This window comes from Glutamicibacter sp. NPDC087673 (genome assembly GCF_044743255.1).
In the GTDB taxonomy this organism is placed as follows: Bacteria; Actinomycetota; Actinomycetes; order Actinomycetales; family Micrococcaceae; genus Glutamicibacter.
On record NZ_JBIUWB010000001.1, the window covers coordinates 662,092 to 685,465 of the forward strand.

21 protein-coding genes are annotated in these 23,374 nt (G+C 63.5%); 12 read left to right on the plus strand and 9 right to left on the minus strand.

Annotation, left to right across the window (positions count from 1 at the left end; all coding sequences use genetic code 11):
* Nucleotides 1–238: 238 nt before the first annotated feature.
* The 5 genes from ACIOTL_RS03115 to ACIOTL_RS03135 all read left to right on the plus strand — a co-directional run bounded on the left by ACIOTL_RS03115 (nt 239) and on the right by ACIOTL_RS03135 (nt 3,863).
* Entirely contained in the window at nt 239–1,150 is a 912-nt protein-coding gene (locus tag ACIOTL_RS03115) for a LysR substrate-binding domain-containing protein (protein WP_400341755.1), read from the plus strand.
* The gene (locus tag ACIOTL_RS03120) at nt 1,131–2,252 is read left to right on the plus strand and encodes an enolase C-terminal domain-like protein (protein WP_400341757.1); all 1,122 of its coding nucleotides are present in this window, start codon (nt 1,131–1,133) and stop codon (nt 2,250–2,252) included. The genes ACIOTL_RS03115 and ACIOTL_RS03120 overlap by 20 nt, the downstream gene beginning before the upstream one ends.
* A gap of 11 nt (nt 2,253–2,263) precedes the next feature.
* Nucleotides 2,264–2,542 (plus strand): muconolactone Delta-isomerase, encoded by a 279-nt coding sequence (gene catC / locus ACIOTL_RS03125; protein WP_105656482.1) that lies wholly within the window; start codon nt 2,264–2,266, stop codon nt 2,540–2,542.
* Between the two features lie 193 nt (nt 2,543–2,735).
* Nucleotides 2,736–3,593, plus strand: a complete 858-nt coding sequence (gene catA, locus ACIOTL_RS03130) for a catechol 1,2-dioxygenase (protein WP_388024814.1) — start codon at nt 2,736–2,738, stop codon at nt 3,591–3,593.
* A 117-nt stretch (nt 3,594–3,710) separates the two neighbouring features.
* A complete protein-coding gene (locus tag ACIOTL_RS03135; protein ID WP_400341759.1) occupies nt 3,711–3,863 on the plus strand; it encodes a hypothetical protein in 153 nt (50 codons plus the stop codon).
* Nucleotides 3,864–4,016: 153 nt separating this feature from the next.
* Here the strand turns inward: ACIOTL_RS03135 and ACIOTL_RS03140 are convergent, their stop codons facing one another.
* Nucleotides 4,017–4,358, minus strand: coding sequence for a DUF1801 domain-containing protein (locus ACIOTL_RS03140; protein WP_400341761.1), 342 nt, complete (start codon nt 4,356–4,358; stop codon nt 4,017–4,019).
* 253 nt (nt 4,359–4,611) lie between these two features.
* Here ACIOTL_RS03140 and ACIOTL_RS03145 point away from each other — a divergent pair, with 253 nt between their 5' ends.
* Both ACIOTL_RS03145 and ACIOTL_RS03150 read left to right on the plus strand, forming a co-directional pair.
* Nucleotides 4,612–5,112, plus strand: coding sequence for a hypothetical protein (locus ACIOTL_RS03145; protein WP_400341763.1), 501 nt, complete (start codon nt 4,612–4,614; stop codon nt 5,110–5,112).
* A 144-nt stretch (nt 5,113–5,256) separates the two neighbouring features.
* Nucleotides 5,257–6,816, plus strand: coding sequence for a DUF222 domain-containing protein (locus ACIOTL_RS03150; protein ID WP_400341765.1), 1,560 nt, complete (start codon nt 5,257–5,259; stop codon nt 6,814–6,816).
* A gap of 258 nt (nt 6,817–7,074) precedes the next feature.
* On the opposite strand, the gene ACIOTL_RS03155 is transcribed toward ACIOTL_RS03150, so the two are convergent.
* The 6 genes from ACIOTL_RS03155 to benA form a co-directional block, all read right to left on the minus strand.
* Nucleotides 7,075–9,759 carry a LuxR C-terminal-related transcriptional regulator gene (locus tag ACIOTL_RS03155; RefSeq protein WP_400341912.1) on the minus strand — a complete coding sequence of 895 codons (2,685 nt, stop codon included), beginning with the start codon at nt 9,757–9,759 and terminating at the stop codon, nt 7,075–7,077.
* Between the two features lie 48 nt (nt 9,760–9,807).
* On the minus strand, nt 9,808–11,142 hold the full coding sequence (locus ACIOTL_RS03160; protein ID WP_400341767.1) for an MFS transporter: 1,335 nt from the start codon (nt 11,140–11,142) through the stop codon (nt 9,808–9,810).
* Nucleotides 11,143–11,320: 178 nt separating this feature from the next.
* Nucleotides 11,321–12,127, minus strand: coding sequence for a 1,6-dihydroxycyclohexa-2,4-diene-1-carboxylate dehydrogenase (locus tag ACIOTL_RS03165; protein ID WP_286134080.1), 807 nt, complete (start codon nt 12,125–12,127; stop codon nt 11,321–11,323).
* Nucleotides 12,124–13,659 (minus strand): benzoate 1,2-dioxygenase electron transfer component BenC, encoded by a 1,536-nt coding sequence (benC, locus tag ACIOTL_RS03170; protein WP_400341768.1) that lies wholly within the window; start codon nt 13,657–13,659, stop codon nt 12,124–12,126. The genes ACIOTL_RS03165 and benC overlap by 4 nt, the downstream gene beginning before the upstream one ends.
* Nucleotides 13,660–13,737: 78 nt before the next feature.
* Nucleotides 13,738–14,268, minus strand: coding sequence for a benzoate 1,2-dioxygenase small subunit (gene benB, locus ACIOTL_RS03175; RefSeq protein ID WP_105656489.1), 531 nt, complete (start codon nt 14,266–14,268; stop codon nt 13,738–13,740).
* Nucleotides 14,269–14,287: 19 nt separating this feature from the next.
* Nucleotides 14,288–15,646 (minus strand): benzoate 1,2-dioxygenase large subunit, encoded by a 1,359-nt coding sequence (gene benA / locus ACIOTL_RS03180; protein ID WP_133833874.1) that lies wholly within the window; start codon nt 15,644–15,646, stop codon nt 14,288–14,290.
* Between the two features lie 237 nt (nt 15,647–15,883).
* Between benA and ACIOTL_RS03185 the strand changes: the two genes are divergently transcribed.
* Together ACIOTL_RS03185 and ACIOTL_RS03190 are read left to right on the plus strand one after the other, a co-directional pair.
* Entirely contained in the window at nt 15,884–17,302 is a 1,419-nt protein-coding gene (locus tag ACIOTL_RS03185) for an MFS transporter (RefSeq protein ID WP_105656491.1), read from the plus strand.
* Complete coding sequence (locus tag ACIOTL_RS03190; RefSeq protein ID WP_105656492.1) at nt 17,271–17,696, plus strand: DUF1801 domain-containing protein; 426 nt, start codon at nt 17,271–17,273, stop codon at nt 17,694–17,696. The genes ACIOTL_RS03185 and ACIOTL_RS03190 overlap by 32 nt, the downstream gene beginning before the upstream one ends.
* A gap of 24 nt (nt 17,697–17,720) precedes the next feature.
* Here ACIOTL_RS03190 and ACIOTL_RS03195 read toward each other — a convergent pair whose 3' ends face one another.
* Both ACIOTL_RS03195 and ACIOTL_RS03200 read right to left on the minus strand, forming a co-directional pair.
* Entirely contained in the window at nt 17,721–18,158 is a 438-nt protein-coding gene (locus tag ACIOTL_RS03195; protein ID WP_400341769.1) for a hypothetical protein, read from the minus strand.
* Nucleotides 18,159–18,246: 88 nt separating this feature from the next.
* A complete protein-coding gene (locus tag ACIOTL_RS03200) occupies nt 18,247–19,356 on the minus strand; it encodes a hypothetical protein (protein ID WP_400341770.1) in 1,110 nt (369 codons plus the stop codon).
* 402 nt (nt 19,357–19,758) lie between these two features.
* On the opposite strand from ACIOTL_RS03200, the gene ACIOTL_RS03205 reads away from it, so the two are divergent.
* From ACIOTL_RS03205 to ACIOTL_RS03215, 3 genes are read left to right on the plus strand one after another with little or no spacing between them, the layout of a single operon-like run.
* Complete coding sequence (locus ACIOTL_RS03205; protein WP_400341771.1) at nt 19,759–20,535, plus strand: electron transfer flavoprotein subunit beta/FixA family protein; 777 nt, start codon at nt 19,759–19,761, stop codon at nt 20,533–20,535.
* A 14-nt stretch (nt 20,536–20,549) separates the two neighbouring features.
* Nucleotides 20,550–21,530 (plus strand): electron transfer flavoprotein subunit alpha/FixB family protein, encoded by a 981-nt coding sequence (locus tag ACIOTL_RS03210; protein WP_400341913.1) that lies wholly within the window; start codon nt 20,550–20,552, stop codon nt 21,528–21,530.
* Between the two features lie 5 nt (nt 21,531–21,535).
* Entirely contained in the window at nt 21,536–23,353 is a 1,818-nt protein-coding gene (locus tag ACIOTL_RS03215) for a cytochrome b/b6 domain-containing protein (protein ID WP_400341772.1), read from the plus strand.
* Nucleotides 23,354–23,374: the final 21 nt, after the last annotated feature.

Genomic DNA, 23,374 nt, shown 5'->3' on the forward strand with positions numbered 1-23,374 from the left:
GGAGCCGTGCTGGTGGCCAAGTGGCGACATGGGGCCGTGGCGGTCCATGGCAGTCCAGTGCCTCCCGGCGTGATTCCGGTCTGGAAATCAATCGTTGAATACAGTGCGACCCAAGAATTCATACTTGTAGACTCTCAATCGACCCAGAATAAGTATTTCACCCTCTTGGACTGCCGCGTTAGAGTTGCCAGCAAGCGTCTTCTGCGCATTCGACGCGCGGTCCGACGATCGGAGCACCATGGACACGAGACTACTTCGCTACTTTGTCGCCGTCGCCGAAGAACGCCATTTCGGCCGCGCAGCGGCGCGCCTGCATATCGCGCAGCCCCCGCTCTCCCAGCAGATCAAGCAGCTCGAAGAGACCCTGGATACCCAGCTGCTGATCCGCACCACGCGCAAGGTGGAACTGACCAACGCCGGCGAGCTGCTGCTGCTCCGCGGACGCATCCTGCTTGCAGAGCTCGACCAGCTCTCCCGCGATGTGCGCACCGTGGGCCAAGGCGCGCTGGGCGTGCTGCGACTGGGTTCCACCGGCAGCGCCACCTCGCGCATCATGCCCAAGCTCATCGAAGCCAGCTCCCAGCAGATGCCGGGCCTGCAGCTGAATGTGCAGGGCGAAATGCTCACCCCGCAGATGGTCGAGGGACTGGTCGAGGGACGCCTGGACCTGGCTATCCTGCGCCCGCCGGTGCGCGGCACCGAGGTGGACTACATGCTGCTGGACCGCGACCACCTGGCCGTGGCGCTGCCGCTGGGCCACCCGCTCGCCGCCCACGATGAGCTGGACCTGGAACAGCTGGCTGGCGAGAAGTTCATCTGCTACCCGCCATCCTCCGCGGTGAACAACATCATCATGGACTCCTGCCGCCGCGTGGGCTTCGCCCCGCAGATCGCGCAGGTGGCCAGCGAGACTTCCACCCTGCTCACCTTCGTCGCCGCGGGCCTGGGCATCGGGCTGCTGCCCACCACCCACTACCTGCCGCACAGCACCCGGATCACCTTCCGGCCGCTGCGCAACGCACCGGCCGTCGACCTGGCGATCGCCTGGAAGGCCGGCAACGAGTCTGCGCTGGTGCGCAACTTCCTGGAACTTTGCACATTGCTCAACCCCCTAGAAAGGCTGGACCCCGATGCGAATCCAGCGGATTGAAACAATCCCCTACGCCATCCCCTACAACCACCCGCTGCGCTTTGCCAGCGGCGAGGTGCACACCGCGGAGCACGTGCTCATCCGCGTGCACACCGACGAAGGCGTGATCGGCACCGCCGACGCCCCGCCGCGCCCGTACACCTACGGCGAGACGCAGAAGTCCATCGTCGCGATCGTGCAGGATGTCTTCGCCCCGCAGCTGATCGGCCTGGAGATCATGGACCGCGCCAAGATCCGCCAGGTGCTGGATAGGACCATCCACAACCAGGTGGCCAAGGGCGCGATCGACATCGCCATCTGGGACGCCCTCGGCCAGGCGCTGGGCACGCCGGTGCACAAGCTGCTTGGCGGCTTCACCGACTCGATGCGCGTGAGCCACATGCTCGGCTTCAAGCCCGCCCAGGCGCTGCTCGACGAGGCCCTGCGCTTCGGCGAGCAGTACAGCATCACCACCTTCAAGCTCAAGGTCGGCCGCCGCCCGCTCGCCCTGGACATCGAGGCCTGCCGCGTGCTGCGCGAAGGGCTGGGCGAGGACGTGGAGCTCTACCTGGACGCCAACCGCGGCTGGAGCGCGAACGAGTCCATGGAGGTGCTGCGCCAGACCGAGGGCCTGGGTCTGACCATGCTCGAAGAGCCGTGCGATGCCAAGGAAGCGATGAGCCGACGCCGCCTGGTCGAACGCTCCCCGATCCCGATCGTCGCCGACGAGTCCGCGCCCACCGCGGGCGATGCCTCGCGCGAGCTGCTCTCCGGCGGAGCGAACGCGATCTGCATCAAGACCGCCCGCTCGGGCTTCACCGAAGCCACCGAAATCCTGGGCCTGTGCACCGGGCTGGGCGTGGATGTCACCATGGGCAACCAGATCGACACCCAGGTCGGCTCGCTGGCCACGGTGACCTTCGGCGCGGCCTTCGAAGCCACCAGCCGCCGCGCCGGCGAACTGTCCAATTTCCTGGACATGGCCGATGACCTGCTCGCCGAGCCGCTGCAGATCGTCAACGGCCGCATTCCGGTGCGCACCGTGCCCGGCGTGGGCGCCGCCATCGACGAATCCAAGCTGGCGCGCTACCGCCAGGACCACGTGCTTTCCACCTCGAACTAAAGGAGATCCCCATGTTGTTCCTCGCCCGTATGGACGTTGTTTTCCCGGACCACCTGACCAATGAGCAAGTCGCTGACTTCCAGGCCCGGGAAAAGGAGTACTCCGCAAGCCTGCAGCGCAGCGGCAAGATGCAGGGCATCTGGCGCGTGGTCGGCGAGTACGCGAACCACTCGCTGTACAACGTCGAATCCAACGACGAACTGCACGAAATCCTCAGCGGCTTCCCGATGTACCCGTACATGAAGATCAAGGTCACCGCGCTGGCCAAGCATCCGAATTCGCTGGCCTAGGACTTTTCCGGACCGGCGGATTCCCTCCGTGTCCCAGCCCACAAGCATTGATATTCAAAACGTTCCAATGACCACCAAATGAGTATTTCACTTGGCATAGACGCTGCACTACATTGAATATCAATCACCCGGGATGATGGGGGTCACAGTATGGATCCGCATCCGCCACACCACATAATTTAGGGGAGTCACCATGACCACTGAAACTCCAGCAGACGCAACTGCAGCCAAGTCCGGCAACGCCGCCACCGACAGCTTCCGCAACTCCGGCAAGCTCGGCAGCATCGCGACCTCCACCGAGCGCGTGAACATGCTTGCTTCCAAGCTCGTCAAGGCCGCCAACGACATCATCCTCGAAGAACGCGTGAGCTACGACGAGTTCAATGCCCTGAAGGCATGGTTGATCAAGGTTGGCGACGACGGCGAATGGCCATTGTTCCTGGACGTGTGGCTGGAGCACTCGGTGGAAGAGGTCGCCACCGACCACCGCGAAGGCAACAAGGGCTCGATCGAAGGCCCTTACTACGTGCCCGAAGCGCCTTCGCAGAACACCCCTGCCACCATCTCGATGCGCGAGGACGAGAAGGGCACCAACCTGCTCTTCCAGGGACAGGTCCGCTCAACCGACGGCTCGGCGCTGAAGAACGCCAAGATCGAGCTGTGGCACGCAGACGAAGAGGGCTTCTACTCGCAGTTCGCTCCTGGCATCCCCGAGTGGAACCTGCGCGGCACCTTCATTGCTGACGAGGAAGGCAACTTCCAGATCAACACCATGCAGCCAGCCCCGTACCAGATCCCGACCGACGGTGCCTGCGGCCAGCTGATCGCCGCCGCCGGCTGGCACGCGTGGCGCCCAGCGCACCTGCACCTGAAGGTCTCCGCCGAGGGCCACGAGCTGCTCACCGCCCAGCTGTACTTCCCGGGCGATGCGCACAACGACGACGACATCGCCACCGCGGTGAAGCCGGAACTGATGCTCGACGTGCAGCCAGCAGCATCGGGCAACGGCAAGCAGGTCACCTACGACTTCGTGCTCGACCCTGTGAAGTAAGCCCCAGCGCGCCTCAACACGGCGGGGGACCAGTCCACATTGGCCGGACCCCCGCCGTTGCCGTACCCGGAACCTCGCCGAACGGGCCAACACCCGCCAATCCAATGGGAGTGCAGCATGAATGCTTCAACACTGAACGATCCAGCCGGGAAGTTCCAACCCCAATCCATCGCGCACCGAGCTGCCGATGCCAACGAACCCCAGAACCACTGGGCCTGGACCGGATGGATGCCAGAAGAGGAGCACGGCATCTCGATGCTTGCCGCCTAGGCTTCTGTTCCCAGCGCTACCGACGCGAAGTGGAAGGTCCCGACAGCAATGGCGCTGCCGGGACCTTCGGCGCACTTGAGGACGGACTCCAGGCAATGCGGCTGCCTGCAGCGGGCGCACTGTTCATCTTGCGGCCAGCTAGCTTGCTCGGGATCAGCCCGCGGCCTTCGTCACCAGTTCCCGGATCCTGTCTTCCGTTGCAGAATCCAGCGAGGTGATAGTCCATGCAACTGGATGCATGCGGGAGCCTTCCTCGTAGGCTGGATTCACGACTTCTCCAAAACCGAAACCTACGAAGTCCTTGTCAGGCTTGATGTAGCAGACGTCTTTGCCATCCCGGACGTAAAACGGAAGTCCCCAGCGGACGATCGGCTCCAGCGATGGTGCACTCTGCATGATTATGGCGTGAAGCCGTTCGGCAATCTCGCGATAGGGTGCTGGAGCTGTGCTGAGCTTGGCCAGAACTGCGGCGTCGCCTTTTTTGGTGAAGATCATCCCTAGTCTCCTTCTAACGGTTGGCGCTGCATTGCGGCGCTGGGTGATGTCGCTCGCGCGATCGCTTTGGGCTCCCGATCGGCCCATAATGCACCTTACCGACTAAGGGCATCTGATTCACGGATTCTTGCACTGGAATACAGGCAGCTGGCCTCAGGACAGCTTGATCGTGCAAGGACGTAGCATGGGCGCCCAACTCATACGCCTATTGATTTTACCGCTGAGTTGACTAGTGCACTGTTAGGCTACTGACATGCGTAAACTTCTAGCTATCTCCGGGTTCGCCATGATCATGGCTTACGCGGCTTACGGCTCACTGCTCATGAACAATTGGGCCGTGACCGCAGCAAGTGGACTCTCCCTCGATGAAACCATTTCCGAGATGGCCTCAATGGACCAGAATTACGACTCGCTTGGAGGGTGGGTCTTCGCAGCCATTGGAACCGCCCTCGCCATCTCTTGGCTCGTTACGGTAGTTTCCGCCGGACGCAAGCTGCCCGCCTGGGCGGCTATCGGAGCTTGGAGCCTGATCATTGCCTTAGGCGCACCAGCCTATTTCTTCGCTTCCTTCGCCAATATGAACTCGGTGGGCGACACCTTTGCCGATTGGAACGCCGATGCCGCCGCGGATCTAGCCGCACCCCTGTACATGGCCAGCGTCCTCGCCTTTGCCATACTCGCAGCCATGGCAGCCCTTGGCATCCGAACTGCCTTCACCCGTCCGCCGCGCCCCCTGCATCCAACTAGCAACTAGCACGGCACCCATTACTGCCTTCCCTGGTCCAGCGATTTTCGCGCCGGAATCACGCTTAATCGCATTCGTATAAACTTTCTAGAACTTATCCACAATTGGTTTCGAACCAGAAGATACTGTCGATAATCTGCGCGAACGTTAACTATGACTATTCCCGCATATCTAGACGATCACGACGATGAACATCGCCTTCCACTGCGCCCGCCGGGCACCCGCATGGAGTCGCACAGAGCGTCAGCGCTCGACGCCCATCGCGAGCATCAGTTGTTCTTCGGACCCATCAAGCAGGTTGCCGACGAACTATTCAATGCGGGCCCCGTGGATGGGCCCGGAGACGCATTGGAGCGCCTGAAGAAACTCCAACGCCTGATGAGCAGCGCTGAAGCCGCTATCTGCGTTTTGCTGGCAGACGGAGTCGAGCAGGTCAGCGCGTCTTTCAATGACCTGATTGCCACCGAGCATGCCCACACTCCAGACGAAGAAGCCGAAGCCAGCAAGAGTGCCGAATACTATGGCATAGACCGTGGCAGCGAGCAGGTCATCAACTCCAATTTCGTAGCTGAGTCAGCTGTCGCATTGCGCGAATCCGTCCGTAAAGCCAGCAAACGGATGTTCCATGCCAAGGGCTTGCGCCACGCCTGCAAAGCCACCCTTGCCGCGCTCGCTGCAGGTGAGATTACCGTTAAGGCCGCCCACGACATCGTCAAATACTCGCAAGACCTTTCCCCGGAGCAGGTCGGCCGCATGGAGGAAAATTTGCTGCCTCTGGCAAGAACAGCCTGCGACGAAACCGTCTACCAGCGGGCCCGTCGCTTTCACGACCGGATGAATCCCAATTCGGCAGAGAACCGGCAGAAGAACGCATTCGCAGCCCGTAATCTCAAGGTGTGGAATGAGGAGAATGGCATGGCTACCTTGCAGCTGCATCACCGAGCTGATGTCATCCATTCGATTCGCAACTCGATAAAGCAGGCAGCCGCCCAGATCACTGATTCCAAGGATCTGCGCACGCAAACGCAGGTTGAAGCCGATGTGCTTGCGGACGTGTATCTGCATGGCTGGCCCGGAACGGAAGGCATGCCGCTGAAGCCACGGGTTGCCATCACGATCCCAGCCATTGAAATGCTCGTGAATCCCGCTCGCGCCCTCGCTGATTTGGAAGGTTACGGGCCGATCCCAATCGGCGTAGCGTTGGAAATCGCCGCGGATGCTCCGTCGTTCCAGCGCGTTCTGACCGACCCGTGGACGGGAGCCGCAATTGATGTGGAGCCCAAGAAATATCGGCCTTCCCAGGGGTTGCGCGATTTGCTGCGTTACCGCGACCAGCATTGCGGTTTCCCTGGTTGCCGCCGCCTGCCCGATCGTTCGGAAATTGATCACATCGAAGCGTATGGACAGGGCGGCCACACTACCCGGCAGAACACCCATCTCTTGTGCAAGCAGCATCAGATGTACAAGCACGCGCTTGGCTGGAAGGTCTTCGCTTGCCCGGATGGCTCCAAGACGTGGGTATCTCCGCACGGGCTGCGGTCAATCACGGTTCCCGAGAGCGTGGACAACGTGGAGAAATTTGATCATGTCAACGATCATTGTCCTCAACGTCCCCAGGAGGCTGCGGCCTGCAAGGTGCAATTGACCCCCGAAGTGCGGCGAGTACTGGGGCTCGGCCAAGATGAGGGCCTGCCCGGAACCGGAACCAGTTAGAGCCAGTACCTGATTTGGGTTTCGAGTGACAAATTTTTTCAGTCACTAGCACCACCACACCACCCATACTTCGCAGGAGCAACGGCTTTGAGTCCGGTTGCATTGCTGGCCGCGGCCTGAATCAAGAATCCCGGCCGCGTTCGATTCAAGCGATTCGTGCTGAATGAAAAAAATCTACAGTCACAGGGCGCAGGTCAACTCGAACTCCGCATGGTTTCGCTGCCCTCGGGAATGAAAATTTTTCTCAGTCGAAAGGCACTATCCTTCAAGGTCGAAACGCGCCAGCGCAGCAAGCTCAGTACGGTTTGAGACCGCCAGCTTCGTGTAGATCTTGGTCAGGTGGTACTGCACTGTCTTGGTGCCTATATACAGCTCTTCAGCGACACGTCGATTGCTTGCACCTTCGCAAACCAGCTTGGCCACGGCTTGTTCCTGCGCCGTCAGCGTCGACCAGTCAGCACTCTCCCTGCGCAGCATCCCGGTTCCGCTTGCCTGGAGCTCACGAGTGCAGCGGTCGATGTACACGGATGCATCGAAGTGCGTGAAAATCGCCAGCGCGCGGGTCAACGGCGCAACGCATTCGGCTCGCTTGCCGGCTCGGCGCAGGCATTGCCCGTAGTAGAAATCAATTTTTGCCCGGTGGTAGACCGACCCGATGCCTTCCAAACGGCGGATGGCATCTTCAAAGGCCAAACGGGCTGCGTCGATATCACCGCGGGCTGCCAGCAAGGTGCCTTGCACGCTCAGGAATCGAGCGGCTCCGCTCTGGTGGCCTGAAGCGAGAGCACTCTCCAGCAACGGCTGTACGAATTTTTCTGCTTCATCCAGGCGTTCGCAACGGATTAGCGCCATGGCGTATGTATCCTGCCAGGTCCAGAAACCTGCTTGGTCGATGCCCTGCGTACGGTCCAGCCGAAGCAATGGTTCCAGCGTCCGCACAACCTCTTCATGGTTTGCCTGCGCCCGGGCAATCTCGGCCCGCGCCATCCGGTAAGGCATCTCCATAATGGCATAGCTGCCGGTGCGTGCCCACGACTTGCGTAGGTGCAGATCCGCCTGCTCCCAATTGCCGCGCAATGCGTGAATCTGCACCGCGGTCAGCTGGATCAGCGGACGCAGGATCTGGATTTCAGAACGCTCCTGCAGGGACTGCGCGGATCGAACCGTCTCCAGCGCTTGGTCCCAGTCGCCCATGAGGAATTCAGCGCGCGCCGACCAGGCTTTGGCCCACAGCGAGATGCGCAGGGAACCATCGCTGAAGTCCGTGGAGCTGGCTGCGGAGAGCTCGTGCCGGGCTAGCTCCACGCGATCGGTCGCGAGGTAGACCCAGCCCAGTGACATTTCCGCGCGCTGGCGCTGTGCTCCCGCCGGAAGGGTGGCCAGCAGGTCCATCAAGACCTGTTCCCCCTCATCAGCCCGGCCCATCATTGCCAGGCCGAGCCCTTGGATGGCTGCGTTCTCAATGGCCAGCGGGCTGCCCACCTGGGCAAGGCGCAGCGATTGCTCAGCCCAGTCAATGATCTTCTGCCCGTTCAAACGGCACAGCGAATCGAGGACTTGGCGTTGGGCGATCGCGGCCATCACATCGTTGTCCTGATGCTGGACCGCGTTCTGCCAGGCACTGGACAGCCAGCGCTGCGCGGTGTTGGCGCGGCCTTGCAGGATCGAGATGTATCCGGAAAGCACGTCCCGTTCCGGACTGCTTTCCAAGCTCGAAAGCTGATGCGCGAAGGTTTGCGCCCGCGGCAGCTCGCCGGCGGCGACAATCGCATCCACTGCGTTGAGCAGCAGGGAGTCGCGGCGCATCGGTTCCGGGGACAAGTGCATGGCCCTGAAGTACGCGGTAGCCGCCGAAGACCACTCGCCCCGCTTGCCTTGGGACCGCGCGTAGTCTTGCAGTTCCATCGACAAGCTGCCATCGGGCAGGATGCTCGCATCGGCCCGATGGCCCAGCTTGGCCCCCTGGTCCTCGACGATGTCCGCGGCGCAAGCATGCAACCGGATGCGGGTGCTCAGCGGGATCTGATGGTAGACAGCCATTTGGGTCAATGCGTTCTCGAACCCGAGCCGCACCTTCCCGCTATGGCCGTGGGTTTGCGCCAGCGAGGAGTCGAGAATCTGCTGGATCGGCAGCAGCGGATCATCCTCGCCCACCAGCTTGGCGATATTGTCGATCCGGGCCTGCGCGCCGAGCACCGCGGCCGCTTCCAGCAGCGCCCGCGCCCGCGGTTCCAACCCCTCCAATAGCTCGATGACGTGCAAGGACAGGGCGCGAGGGGCAGGCGGCCAGCGGTCGAACTGCTCCCAGCTGTGCTCCGGATTCTCCTGGGCCAGCTCGATGACCACCTGCAGGTTGCCCTCGGTGTAGTCCACCAGCTGCTCGACGGCCATGGGCGGCAGGTCGATCCCCGTCCTGGCGCAGATAATCTCGCGCGCATGCGTTGGATCGGGCACTTGAAGCTGCAGGATCTGCAATTGGCTGTCGGCCAGGAATTCACGGGTTTCCGGTGAAAGCCTGGCCAGGTTCTGGTCGCGCATCACCAGCACGATGAGTACCGGTTCATTGCGCAAGCGGCGCCAGGCGTAGTGCAGCGCCTGGAAGCTCAGGTCATCGACCCATTGTGCATTTTCCAGCACCAGCACACGGGGTTGCGGCGCCTCCCTGCGCAGGTATTCCAGCAAGGCCTCGCCCAGCGCCCCGGCCGAGCCTGCGTGGCTGCGTTGCAGCAACGGGCCCAAGGCGGCTCCGGGCTGCGCGGTTTCCCAGCGCGAAGCGGTCACCAGCTGCACCGATTGGCTGGCCAACCGGGTTAGCAGCGCCTTGATGATCGTGCTCTTGCCGCTGCCGCGCGGACCCTTCAGCACGGCCAGGGTACTGCCAGTTTGCTGGACTTCGCGGGAAAGGCCGATGAGCGCATCCTGGCCCTGCTGGGCACTGAGCATGGCGTTCACCAGCCTTCCTGCGTCGCCGCGTTGCGTTTCGATGTGCTGCTACTTCCCTGCTCCCGCGGCAGCCAGCTCTTCTTGCGCGCTGCGCTGCGCGGCCGAACGGGTCATCGGGACGCAGGTGGTGACCAGCGTTCCAACGATAGCAACTGCGGCGAAGACATAGAATGCGGTTCCCGGGGAAACTCCCGCCGAAAGCAGCACTCCGCCCAGCAGCGGGCCGAAGATCCCGCCCAGCCTGCCGAATCCGGCGCACCAGGCCACCCCGGCCCCGCGGGCGGCACTGTGGTAGTAGTTCGACACAAATCCGTAGATCAGCACCTGCGTGCCGATGGTTCCCACACCTGCCACTGCCACCAGGGACAGCAGCAAGCCCAGCGGGAGCTTGAGGGGCAGCAGCACCATTGCCAGCGCGGCCAGGAAGAAGGTCAGCGCCACGACCTGCTTGGGGCCGACGCGGTCGGCGGCCACCGAAGCCAGCAGCCCGCCGAAGACCGCGGCGAGGTTCAGCACCAGCAAGAAGAGCAGCGAATGGGACTTGCCGTAGCCTGCCTGCTGCATGATTTCCGGCATCCAGGTGTTCAGCCCATAGGTCAGCAGCAGTCCGGCGAAGCTCATCATGCCCAGCAGTGCGGTAGGCAGCGCGTAGCGCCTGGTGGCCAGCGCGGCGAAGCCGACACGTTCGGCCTTCAGCTGCCCGGCATCGGCGTCGCTGGGAAGTTCCAGCAGCATTCCGGTGCGCGCAGCCACCTCGCGGGCTTCGGCCACGCGGCCGCGGGAGAGCAGCCACTGCGGGGATTCGGGCAGCTTGAACCAGGCCATCGGCAGCAGGAACAGCAGCGGCAGCGCGCCGATGAGGAACAGCCCGCGCCAGCCGATCACGTCGCTGAGCACCATGGCCAGCAGCGAGGCGAGCACGCCTCCGGCCGGCACGCCCGAGTAGACGATCGCGTTGTAGTAGTTGCGGCGGTTCTTCGGGGCGAACTCGGCCACCACCGCGCCAGCGGTGGCCACGATCGCACCCACGCCCATGCCGGTGAGGAAGCGCAGGATGCCGAACCACAGGGTGTCGGGGGCCAGCGCGGTCAGGCCCATGCCGACGGAGAACCAGATGATGCCGGTGATCATCGCCTTGCGCCGGCCGATGTAGTCGCCGATCGCGCCGGTGGACAGCGCACCGACCATCACGCCGAGCAGCGCGTAGCTGCCCAGCAATCCGGCGGCGGCTTCATCGAGCTGGCCGAGCTGGCTGGGGTCCGCCAGCAGCGTGGAGACGATGGTTCCGAAAACCACCAGGTCGTAGCCGTCGAAGATCAGGGCGATGGCGGCGATCACCACCACCCAGCGCACGGCGCCATTGGCGGCGTTGCTGGATGTCATTGGGCTGGTATTCACGTGTTTTTCCGTTCGTTTGCGGTGACCGGGGAACCTCGTTGTTCCCCGGAAAATACGTGCCCGGCGCTGGAAGCACGGCCGGGATGGTGCTGGATGGAACAAACGGCCCGTGATCACGAGCCGTTTGTTCCATGGTGGTGCGTTTGCGGTGCCGGGACTGCCGCTAGCCGAGGTCTCCTCCGGCCACCGCGAGGGTGGAACCGGTGATGTAGGAGGCCTCATCCGAGGCCAGGAACACGATGGGCGCCGACTGCTCGTCCAAGGTGCCGTAGCGCTTGAGCAAGGTTGAGTCCACGGTCTGGTCCACGATGGCCTGGTACCAGGCTTTTTCCTGCTCGCCGGTGGGCGCCGGCCCGCGCTTGACTACCCGTTCAGGGGCTTCGGTGCCGCCCGGCGCGGTGGCGACCACGCGGATGCCCAACTCGGCGCCCTCCATGGCCAGCGCCGAGGTGATGGCCTTGACCCCGCCCTTGGCCGCCGCGTACGGGACGCGGTTCATGCCGCGGGTGGCGACCGAGGAGACGTTCACGATGGTTCCGGATCGGGCCTGGACCATTTCCTCGAAGACCGCACGGCACATCCACAAGGTCGGGAACAGCGATCGCCGGATTTCCTTTTCGATCTCCTCGGGCGCGTAGTGCTCGTAGGGCTTGGCCCAAATGGTTCCGCCCACGTTGTTGACCAGCACATCGATGCGTCCGAACTGGTCCTTCGCGGCGGTGACCGCAGCCAGCGCGCCCTCGTAGGTTTCCAGGTCGGCGGTCACGCTCAGCGCGGTGGCGCCGTCGGCGCGCAGGGCCCCGGCCACCTCGTGGATCAGCGCCGCGCGGTCCACGAGCACCATTTCCCCGCCCTCGGCGGCGATGCGCCGGGCCACGGACCAGCCGATGCCCTGGGCGGCGCCGGTGACCATGACGACCTTGCCGGCAAAGCGGCCCGGATGGAAGGACTCGGGCAGCCCGGCGCTCACTGGGCCGCTGCCTTGGAAGCGGCGGCCATGGTGGCCTTGGCGTGCTGGTTGTGCGCGGTGATCGCTGCGCGGGCAGCGGCGATGTCCTGCTTCTCGAAAGCGGCGACGATGCCCAGGTGGTCGGCGTCCACGGCCCCGTCGATCCAGTGCTCCTGGCGCAGCACGGCGGCCATCAGCGCCGGCACGTCCAGGCGGCGGTAGGCCTGCAGCAGGTGCTCGTTGCCCACGGCCTTGAACAGGAATTCGTGGAAGGCGTCATTGGTGACGGTGAATTCCTCGGCGTTGATGAACTTCTCGCCGTCCAGGGTCTTGCCGGCCAGTTCGGCCAGGACCTTGAATTCGCCCAGCTGGCCCTCGGCCAGCTTGCCCATGGTCAGCTCGACGACGGCCAGTTCCAAGGCCATGCGCGCATCGAACTGGGCCTCGAAGCTGGCGTGCTCCTCGCCGATTTCGTAGCCCTGGTCGGCGGCGGCTTGCGCGGCGGGCGCCTCGGCAGCCGGGGCGGCAGGCTCGGCGTCCGGAACGACGGCCAGCGCGAACTTCTCGTAGTAGAAATTCTGCGGCTTGAGGCCTTCGGCTTCCAGGTGGTGGCGCACGCCCTCCACCATCGGAGGCGGGCCGCACAGGTAGATGTCCACGTCGCCCTCGGCCAGGTGCTGCGGCTCGAAGTGGTTGGTGACGTAGCCCTTCTTCTGTGAAGCGCTGTCCGGGTCACCCACCACGGTGTCGAAGCTGAAGCCCGCGATGCGCTGGGTGTAGTCCTGCAGCACGTCGAGTTCGACCAGGTCGATGTCGGTGTTCACGCCGTAGATCAGGTGCACCGGGTGCGGGTTGTCCATGCCGGCCAGCTTCTCCAGGATGGCCAGCAGCGGGGCCAGGCCGGTGCCGCCGGCGAGCAGCAGCGATTGGCGCTTGGGTTCGCGCAGGAAGAAGCTGCCCATCGGACCGGTGAAGGTGATGCGGTCGCCCACCTGCGCGGTATCGCGCATGTAGGTGGACATCAGACCGCCGTCGGTGATGCGGATCAGGAAGGAGACGATGTCCACTTCCGGGCCCGAGCTGAAGGAGTAGGAACGGGTTTGCCCACCGGAGCCGGGGACCTCGATGTTCACGTACTGGCCCGGCAGGAAGGAGAGGTCTTCGCGCTTGTCCACCTCGAGGCTGAAGGCGTAGGTGGTTTCGGAGATGCGGCGGATCTCGCTCAGCGTGGATTCGAAGGAGGCGGCCGAGGTCTTGGCGACATCCGACGTGGTCGGGATCTGCAGCACGAGGTCGGATTCGGGGACCATCTGGCAGGGCAAGCAGTATCCGGCCTCTGCCTCGTCGTCGGTCAAGGCTTCTTCGATGTAGTCGCCGCCGTCGTACTTGCCCGACTCGCAGAAGGCCTTGCAGGTGCCGCAGGCGCCGTCGCGGCAGTCCAGCGGGATGTTGATGAGGGCTTTGTAGGAGGCATCGGCGACGGTTTCGTTCGCGCCGACCTTGATGAAGCGGGTGATTCCGTCTTCAAAGGCGAGGGCTACCTGGTGGGACATGGCATGCTCATTTCACAGGATTCGGGGATGGGCGATTCGGCGGGGCCTGCACTGGCCCCGCCGCCCAATGGGTGTCGCTTAAATGTGGTAGATGTCCACGACGTGGTGGATGTAGTCGTTCTTCAGGACGACCTTCTTCGCGGTGATCACCGGCGCAGTGCCGGAGTAGTCGATCGTGTAGAACGAGGTGCCGAAGTAGGTGTCCACGTTCTGGTAGCGGTAGTACAGGGTGAACCAGTTGAAGCGGATGTCCACCTTGTCGCCGTCCACTGCAACGATCTCCACGTTGGTGATGTTGTGCCCGGTGCGCGGCTCGGGCAGCGAGGTGGCCGAGGAGCGGTCGGTCTTGATGCGGAAGACGCGGTCTTCCAGGCCGCCGCGGTTAGCGTAGTAGATCAGCGAGATCTCGCGCTGCGGGTCTTCGGTCAGCTGCTCGTCATCGGCCCAGGCCGGCATCCAGAAGGTGGCTTCCGGGTGGTAGCAGTCCAGCCAGCGGTCGAAGTCCCGGTCATCGAGGAAGCGGGCTTCCTGGTAGAGGAACTGCGCGATATCCGCGGTGGTGACTGCGCCGTTGGAAGTCGGCGCCTCGGTCAGTGCGATGGTGCTCATCTGTCTTGTCCCTTCGACCTTAGTTCTGTGCTTCGCGTTCGTTATCCACGGCTTGGCGCATGGTCTGCAGCCAGTAGCCGTGCTGGATCGGGTACAAGCCCTCGTCCTCGGTGCGCGCTCCGGAGGAGATGGGCTTCAGGCCCACCTTGTCCGCGTTCTCATCCGGGCCGGTGATCTGGTGGGCCTGGCCGCGCGAGAGGTCATTCCACTGCGCCGAGGTGGCCAGGTAGGTCTTCTGGCAGGAGCGGAATTCTTCCAGGTCATCCGGGGTGGCCATGCCCGAGGCGTTGAAGAAGTCCTCGTACTGGCGGATGCGGGCCGCGCGCGCGGTGTCCGATTCGCCCACCGGGGCGAAGCAGTAGATGGTCACCTCGGTCTTGTCCACGGAGATCGGCCGGAAGACGCGGATCTGCGAGCCGAACTGGTCCATCAGGTACACGTTCGGGTACAGGCACAGGTTGCGCGAAATGCCGATCATCCAGTCGGCCTTGGCTTCGCCGAACTTGGCGACCAGCTCGTCGCGCTTCTCGGCCAGCGGGCGGTTGGCCGGGTCCAGCCATTCGGTCCACAGCAGCAGGTGGCCGTGCTCGAAGGAGTAGTAGCCGCCCTTCTGCTTGTCCCAGCCGCCGGCGTCCATGGTCTTGGTGTCGTTGGAGGATTCGCCGTTGGCGCGGCGGGCCTGGGTGGCGGCGTAGTTCCAGTGGGTGGCCGAGACGTGGTAGCCGTCGGCGCCGTTCTCCGCCTGCAGCTTCCAGTTGCCGTCATAGGTGTAGGTCGAGGCGCCGCGCAGCACTTCCAGGCCTTCTTCGGACTGGTCAACCATCATGTCGATGATCTTCGTGGCCTCGCCCAGGTGCTCTTCCAGCGGCAGGACATCGGCGTTCAGCGAGCCGAAGAGGAAACCGCGGTAGTTCTCGAAACGGGCGACCTTGGTCAAATCGTGGGAGCCGTCCTTGTTGAACTGCTCCGGGTAGCCAGCTCCCCGCGAATCCTTGACCTTGAGCAGCTTGCCGGAGTTGTTGAAGGTCCAGCCATGGAACGGGCAGGTGAAGGTGGTGCGGTTATCGGTCTTGCGCCGGCAGAGCATGGCTCCGCGGTGGCTGCAGGCGTTGATCAGCGCGTTGAGTTCGCCCTGCTTGTTGCGCGAGATGATGATGGGCTGGCGGCCGATGTTGGTGGTGTAGTAGTCGCCGATGTTCGGGATCTGGGACTCGTGGGCCAAGTACACCCAGTTGCCTTCCCAGATGTGCTTCATTTCCATCTCGAAAATCTCTTCGTCGGTGAAGATATTTCGGTTGGCGCGGAACTCTCCGGTTTCCGGGCTGTCAACCAGCGCGTTATCCAGCAGGCTGGATACCTCGTTCAGGGTCTCTGTCATGGCGTGGTGTGCTCCGTCCATTCAATGCTCGTTTAAAGGGGAAACCGCTGCAGCCGGTTTGCATGGATTCAACCTTGGCAGAAAGTGCGGGCGGTCACACTAGGGTTATGCCTAGGCTTGGGCTAGGCATCTGACTACTATGTTTTCGATCGTCTGAATTCACACCTGTTGCCTATCAATGCATCGGCGTATTCTTTTGCTACGACCACCAGCCACTTTTTCGAAGCAGGCTTGCCCATGCGCGATGAAGGACCCCCTGATCTCCCGCCGGCCCACGGCCAGAACCCCGAAGTTCCGCCGCAGGGCCAGCGCTCTTTCATGCACATCCTGGTCAACACCGCCGTCGCGAACCTCACCACCAGCTACCTGTGGTTCGCGCTGACCTTCTGGGTGTACCTGGAGACCGAGAACGTCATGGCCACCGGCATCATCGGCGGCGCATTCATGCTGCTGATCTCCGTGTTCTCCATGGTTTTCGGGACGATCGTGGACAACCACCGTAAGAAATCGGTCTTCGTCTTCTCCGCGATGATCACCGCTGTGGCCTTTTCCCTGGCTGGGCTGATCTACCTCTGGCTGCCCACGAAGGACATCCTGGATATCGGCGGATGGCAGTTCTGGATCTTCTGCCTGGTCATCCTGTTCGGCGCGATCGTGGAGCAGATGCGAGGCATCGCGCTGTCCACGACGGTCACCTTGCTGATCCCGGTCGAGCGCCATGCCAACGCCAACGGGCTGGTGGGCACGGTGCAGGGCATCGCCTTCATCATCACCAGCGTGTTCTCCGGGCTGTCCATCGGACTGCTGGGGATGGGATGGACGCTGGCCATTGCCATCGTGATGGTCGTGGTCACGATGCTGCACCTTTTGGGCATCTCCATCCCGGAGGAGGAACCGGAAAAGGAGGAAGGGCGGACCAAGACCAGCGACCTGCGCCTGGGCTTCACTACAGTGATGGCCATCCCTGGCCTATTCGCGCTGATCATCTTCTCGATGTTCAACAACTTCATCGGCGGCACCTACATGGCGCTGATGGATCCCTACGGGCTGACCATCATGCCGGTCGAAGCCTGGGGCATCACCTTCGGGCTGGCATCCACCGGCTTCATCATCGGCGGCTTGGCCATCGCCAAGTTCGGCCTGGGGGCCAACCCGATCCGCACCATGCTCCTGCTGGTTGCCGTCATGGGATTCCTCGGCGCGATCTTCACCATCCGCGAATGGACGTGGCTCTATGTGCTGGGCATCTGGCTCTACATGATGCTGATCCCGGCGGTGGAAGCCTCGGAGCAAACGGTGATCCAGAAGGTGGTCACCTTCCGCCGCCAGGGCCGGGTGTTCGGCTTCGCCCAGATGATGGAAGCCGCCGCGGCGCCGATTACCGCTTTCCTGATCGCGCCGATAGCCCAGTACCTGGTCATCCCCTTCATGCGCTCGCCAGCGGGCGACGACCGATTCGGCTGGCTGGTGGGGCAAGGCCAGGCGCGCGGCATCGCCTTGATATTCCTGGCCGGCGGGCTGATCATGATTGTGGTGGCGCTGCTGGCCATGGGCACCAGCCAGTACCGCAAGCTGTCGACAATTTTCCAGGCCGAATCACCTGGAGCACCCGAGGAGGCATCACTTGCCAACAAGTCAGAAGACCCTTCCAACTGAGGCCAGCGTGGAGGAATTCATTGAGGCGGCAACCCCGGCCAAGCGCCGGGTTGACGGCCACGAACTGGACCGCATCTTCCGCGAAGCCACCGGCGAGCAGCCGGTGATGTGGGGACCGAGCATGGTGGGCTACGGAAGCTACACCTACATCTCCCCTGCCAATGCGCGCACCACGGGCATCTGGCCTAAGACCGGTTTCTCGCCGCGCAAGGCCCAGCTCTCGCTCTACGGGCTGAAGGACCTTCCCGAGGGCGCCCAGCTCTTGCCGCAGCTGGGCAAATACACCGAGGGAGCCGGTTGCGTGTACGTGAAAAAGCTGGAGGACATCGACCTGGAGGTGCTGCGGAAACTGATCTCCATCGCTGCCTCGCGGCAGGACGACCAGGCTCGATAGCCTCCAGGGGCTTCGCTCCGCCGCCTAGTTCGCCACTGCGGCCAGCCGGGCCTTCCTGAAACGCCTGAAAATTGCCCGCCCGCCTGCAACTGCACCCAGCACAATTGCCACCGCACCCGAGAATAGCGAGACGGCCATGGGAAGCTGCGGGCTGGCGGAATCCGGGAAAGCGTCAAAGAGCAGTAGCGTCCAGAAAAGGCCGGGAATCACCCCGGCGGCCAGGGCGCTGAAGCTGAACACCAGAACGTGCAGCCAGCGCTCGGTTGCGCTTCCCAGCCATGCCATCACGCCGGCAACTGCCAGCCATGGAAGCAGCGGGAACGCCAAGGGCACCCACAGGTCGGGTTCGGACCACCATGGGGCATCCGCGATCAGCGGATCCACGATCAGCAGCAGCACCGCAAAGAGGATCCCGCTGGCTGCAGCCAGCCAGCTCATTGGCCAACTGATTTTCTTGCCCATTAGCGATTGCCTGCTTGCTACTAGCGAATATCTTCCTAGGTTGGATGATACCCGCAGACTGGTGCCTCTGCGGGTATCATCCCCTGCCTTATTCGGCTTCTTCGAAGAAGGCCTCGACCTCTGAGATGCCGGCGGAGATGACCGGAACCAGGCGCTCGTCGATGCTGTAGTGCTCGCCGTCCTTGGAAATCAGACCGTAGCCGACCAAGGAATCCATGGCGATGCGGGCTTCTGGAAGCACGGCATCGTAGATCTTCGGACCGCAGTTGCGGCGCAGGCCCTCCAAGTCCCCTTCGCGGCCGGTGGATGCGGTGACCAGCAGGTTACGCAGCACCAGGTAATGGGCTTCATCCCGCAAGGTGACATCGAAGGTCGGGTTCAGGTGCGCCTGGACGCAGCCGACAGCCATCTCGAAGAGCAGCTGCGCGCTGCCCGCTTCCTCGCCGGCAACCAGCAATTCGTAGGCGTCCGGATCCGTGCGCAACACCGATCCTTCCGACTCCACGACGGACATCCGGCCGGCGCTCCAGATGTAGTTGAAGGCTAGTGGCGCCGGGCCTTCCGGGTCGAAGGTTTCGGCATCCAGGCCAACGGCAGTCAATACCTTGGCGCGCGGCGCTTCGGCTGCTGCACTGAAGTCCTCCATGTCCACGCCTTCGGCCACTGCCTGGGCATAGGCCTTGACCTGGCTGAACAACCAGGTTTCGCGCAGCAATCCGCATAGCTCCGCGTCGCCCTCGGCAAAACCATTGAGCGTATCTTCCAGCATCTCGCGCAGGGCTTCGAGGTTCTCCGCAGGGCCCTGCCAGAGCATGCGCTGCTCGATGAAGCTGAAGTATTCCAGCCATGTGGTGAAGATCGGCTCCGGAGCCAAGGATTCCGGCAGGTTGCCCAGGTGCTCGGCCAGAGTCTCGCCGAAGACATCGATGTCCAGGTCGAACAGGTTCGAGCTGCGGGCGTTCTCGGCGTACTGGCCGGCGATCTGCCCGATGACGTCCAGCTGCATGCCCGCTGCCTGCGCCGCCTGTTCAGGCGAAAAGGCAGGAACCTGCTGCGCTACCCAAGTTGTGTAGTCCTGGCGAAGCGCATTGATCTGCTGTTCAGCCTGGATCAGGAACACGCTGCGGCCGCGCGCTGCCGCCTTGGCAGGATTTCCTACGCCCGAGTTCTTCTTGCCTTGACGCTTTTTGCTGGCCATGAGCCGTCCTTTGGTTCCGAAATTGGTCTCTGGTTAAAGCCTACGGTGCCCGCCCGAAGCCGGGCGAATAGCGCGATGTGGCTCACCTGCGTGGAAGCATGCCCGGATGACCCCGCCGGACCGTGGACCTTTGGTGTTCAAGGTGCTCACTTGCTGTTTTCTTGTCCACTTTCATTGACCAATGGCGCTGAATCCGACAAGATGAACAGCAAAGACAGACGTAGCCTGCGACACAATGCTTTCAGCTCTGCAGAAAATCTGCGCCGTGGCCTATTAATGAACTTGGATTTCCTAGTAGTTTCGGCGGGGGCCGCTTCAGTGGTCCGCGAAGCCCCGGATCATTGGTGATTTCCAGCCATCGGATGTCCTGGCAGATGCTACTGCGATAAGAGGGAGAAAATAATGAAGATCGCGGTTTTGATCAAAGAAGTCCCAGATACCGGAGAGGACCGCCTGCTGGATCTGGAGACCGGCCTGGCCGACCGTGCCGCTTCAGAAGTGGTGCTCGATGAAATCGGCGAGCGGACCCTGGAAGTTGCGCTGAAGCATGCTGATGCGAACCCTGGGACTGAAATCACCGTGCTGACCATGGGCCCGGATTCAGCTCAGGCCACCCTGCGCAAGGGCTTGGCCATGGGCGCTGCCAGCGCCGTGCATATCAGCGACGAGGAGCTTCTCGGCGCCGATCTGGTCCTCACCGCGCAGGTCCTGGCGGCGGCTTTGCGCCGAGGCAGCTACGATCTGGTCCTCACCGGCAACATGTCCACCGACGGCTCCGCGGGCATGCTCCCGGTCATGCTGGCCGAGCTGCTTGATCTTCCGGCGGCGACCTCGTTGTCCTCGGTAGAAATTGCCGACGGCGCGATCAGCGGATTGCGCGAGCTGGATGGCGCTGCCGCCCAGATCAGCGCTCCATTGCCAGCGGTCGCTTCGATCACCGAGGCATTGCCAGATGCCCGCTTCCCGAATTTCAAGGGCATCATGGCCGCGAAGAAGAAACCGGTCGAGTCCCTGTCCCTGGCCGATTTGGGCGTCGAGTCCCTGCCTGCGGATACTGCGCGTTCCATCATGGTTTCGGTGGCCCAGCGCCCGCCCCGCACCGCTGGAACTGTCATTGCCGATGACGGCGAGGCCGGTAACGCAGTGGCCGAATTCCTCATCAAGAACAACCTGGTGTGAGCGGAAAGAAAACCATGACTTCCTTTGCTTCTGATTCAATTCTTGTTTTCCTCGAGACCACGGCCACTGGAACGCTGGCCAAGAACCACGCGGAACTGCTCGGCGCCGCCTCTGCCGTGGGCACCCCGGTAGCGCTTCTCGCCGCTCCGGCCGGATCCCTTGATACCCTGGCGGCGCAAGCCAGCGAGTCTGGCGCCGCGCAGGTACTCACCGCCGCCGTCGATTCTCCGGTGCTGACCGCGCCGATGGCTGACGCGCTGCAGCAGGCCTTCGCGCAAATCCAGCCACAAGCCGTGCTGCTGGGGCATACCCTGGCTTCGCGCGAAGTGGCCGCACGCTTCGCGGTGCGCCGCCGCTTGGCGCTGAGCGTCGATGCGCTCGGTGTTTCGCGTGATGACCAGGGAATCATCGCAGCCCACTCGATCTACGGCGGCGCGTATTCGACCCACAGTGCCCCGACCTTCGGCGCGCCGGTGATCACCGTGCGCGTGGGCAGCATCGAAGAGCGTGCCCAGGCCCAACCGGCGAGCGCGATCCCGCTGGAGGTAGCCGCCAGCGGCAAGCCGGAGGTAGAGGTCAAGGAACTGAGAACGGCCGAAACGGCATCCACCCGTCCCGAGCTGCGTTCCGCGGCACGCGTGGTCTCCGGTGGCCGCGGGTTGGGCAGCGCGGAGCAGTTCGACCTGGTGCACCAGCTGGCCGATGCCTTGGGTGCTGCCGTGGGCGCGTCGCGTGCGGCGGTGGATGCCGGATACGTCGAGCATGCCGCCCAGGTGGGCCAGACCGGCGTGGCAGTCTCTCCCCAGCTGTACGTGGCACTGGGCATTTCCGGAGCCATCCAGCACAAGGCGGGCATGCAGACCGCCAAGACCATCGTCGCCATCAACAAGGATGCCGATGCGCCGATCTTCGAGATCGCCGACTTCGGCGTGGTGGGGGATGTCTTCAAGGTCGTGCCCCAGCTGATTTCCGCCTTGGAAGCACGCAAGGCCTGATCGCCATGAACGCACCAAACCAATCCATCCGCCAGGGGCTGCCGCGCGTGGCCGGCGGCGATCCCTGGCCGCCAGCCGAGCTGTTCGCTCCCGCTGCAGGCGCCGCGGTCCCGGCAGGGCCTAGCGCGGTCGAGGATGCTGCAGAACCAGTTCTCGACCAGCCCGTTGGCCCGTCGGTGCCTGCGGAACCAACGCCTGGCCAAGCATCTGCTAGTTCCGCAGCCAGCGCACCGGCCGCGGAACCTGTTGCAGATCAGGGCGCGGTTGCCGGGCTTCTTCGCCAGGGCCTGCCACGGGTTGCCGGCGGCGGGCCGTGGCCGCCTGCGGGAACGCCGGTCGCCGCGAACGCTCCAGCCGCATCGCAGAACGCTTCCGCTGCACCAGCACCCGAGCCGGTTGCCGAGCTAGTTGGCGAACCGGTTGCCGAACCGGTAGCTGAATCAGCGCCGGCGGCCCCCGAACCAGTTGCCACCGCGGGTACCGCCCCGGCCACAGCGGTTTCCAGTGCCGGGGCACCAGCAGTTCGCCGTGGCCTGCCGCGCACCGCCGGTGCAGAACCGTGGCCGCCAAGTTCATTCGTGGCAGCTCCCGTTGTTGCCGCAGCTCCAGCGGCTCCAGCGCCTGCGCTCCCGCCGGCACCGGTTGCGGAAGCTGCCCAGGCCCAGGCCGCACCGGCCATCCCGCCGAGGGCAGAGGCAGCACCCGCGGATCCGGTGGGCCAGGCATCCGGCGCCGCGCTGGTCTCGGAGCCTGCGGCCGCCGAGGTGCAGGCTGCTCCTGCCCGTACCCGCATGGGTGCGCAGGAACCTGCCGCGCCAGCAGCCGCGGCAAGTAACGCGCTGACCCCCGGGCGCGCGAGCAAGCCGGCACCCCAGGCAGCGGCGAAGAGCAAGAAAGAAGCGGCCAAGCATGGCCCGCTGACGACCAAGCAGTGGGTGCTGGCTGGAATCCTTGGCGCATTCTGCGCCTTGGGCATCGCCACTGCCGTGGTGCTCGTTGCCCGCGGCATTGCCGGCATCGATGCCGTGGAGTCATTCATGGAACGCTACCCGGGTGAGTACCACCTGCCGGACTCGGCACCTCTCGGGTTCCCTGGCTGGCTGGCATGGAACCACTTCTTCAACTTCTTCCTGATGGTCCTGATCATCCGTTCTGGCATGCTGGTCAGGCACCAGAAGAAGCCGCCTGCCTATTGGTCGTCGAAGCGCAGCCCGAAGGTGAGCATCAACCTCTGGCTGCATCAGGGTCTTGACCTGCTGTGGATCATCAATGGCCTGGTGTTCCTCGTGCTGCTGTTCGCCACAGGCCACTGGATGCGCATCGTCCCGACGTCTTGGGAGGTCTTCCCCAACGCGATTTCGGCGGCCTTGCAGTACCTGACGCTGGATTGGCCCACCGAAAACGGCTGGGTGAATTACAACTCGCTGCAGCAGCTGGCCTACTTCACCACCGTGTTCATCGCGGCCCCGGTCGCGGCGATCACCGGCTTCCGGCTCAGCGCCTTCTGGCCGAAGAACATGCCAGCACTGACCGCGAAGTACCCGATCGAGGTTGCCCGCGCGCTGCACTTCCCAACCATGCTGTACTTCGCTGTGTTCATCCTCGTGCACGTGATCCTGGTGTTCTCCACCGGGGCGCTGCGCAACCTGAACCACATGTACGCGGCCCAGGGTTCCACGGATCCAGCCGCGTACGCGGATAACTGGACCGGACTGCTCTTCTTCGCGCTCTCGCTGCTCGTAATCGCCGGCGCCTGGCTGGCCTGCCGGCCAATGATCCTCGCATCCATTGCCCGGCTCTTCGGCAAGGTCAGTGCAAGGTAGGAGCAGCGATTCTTGCCTCTG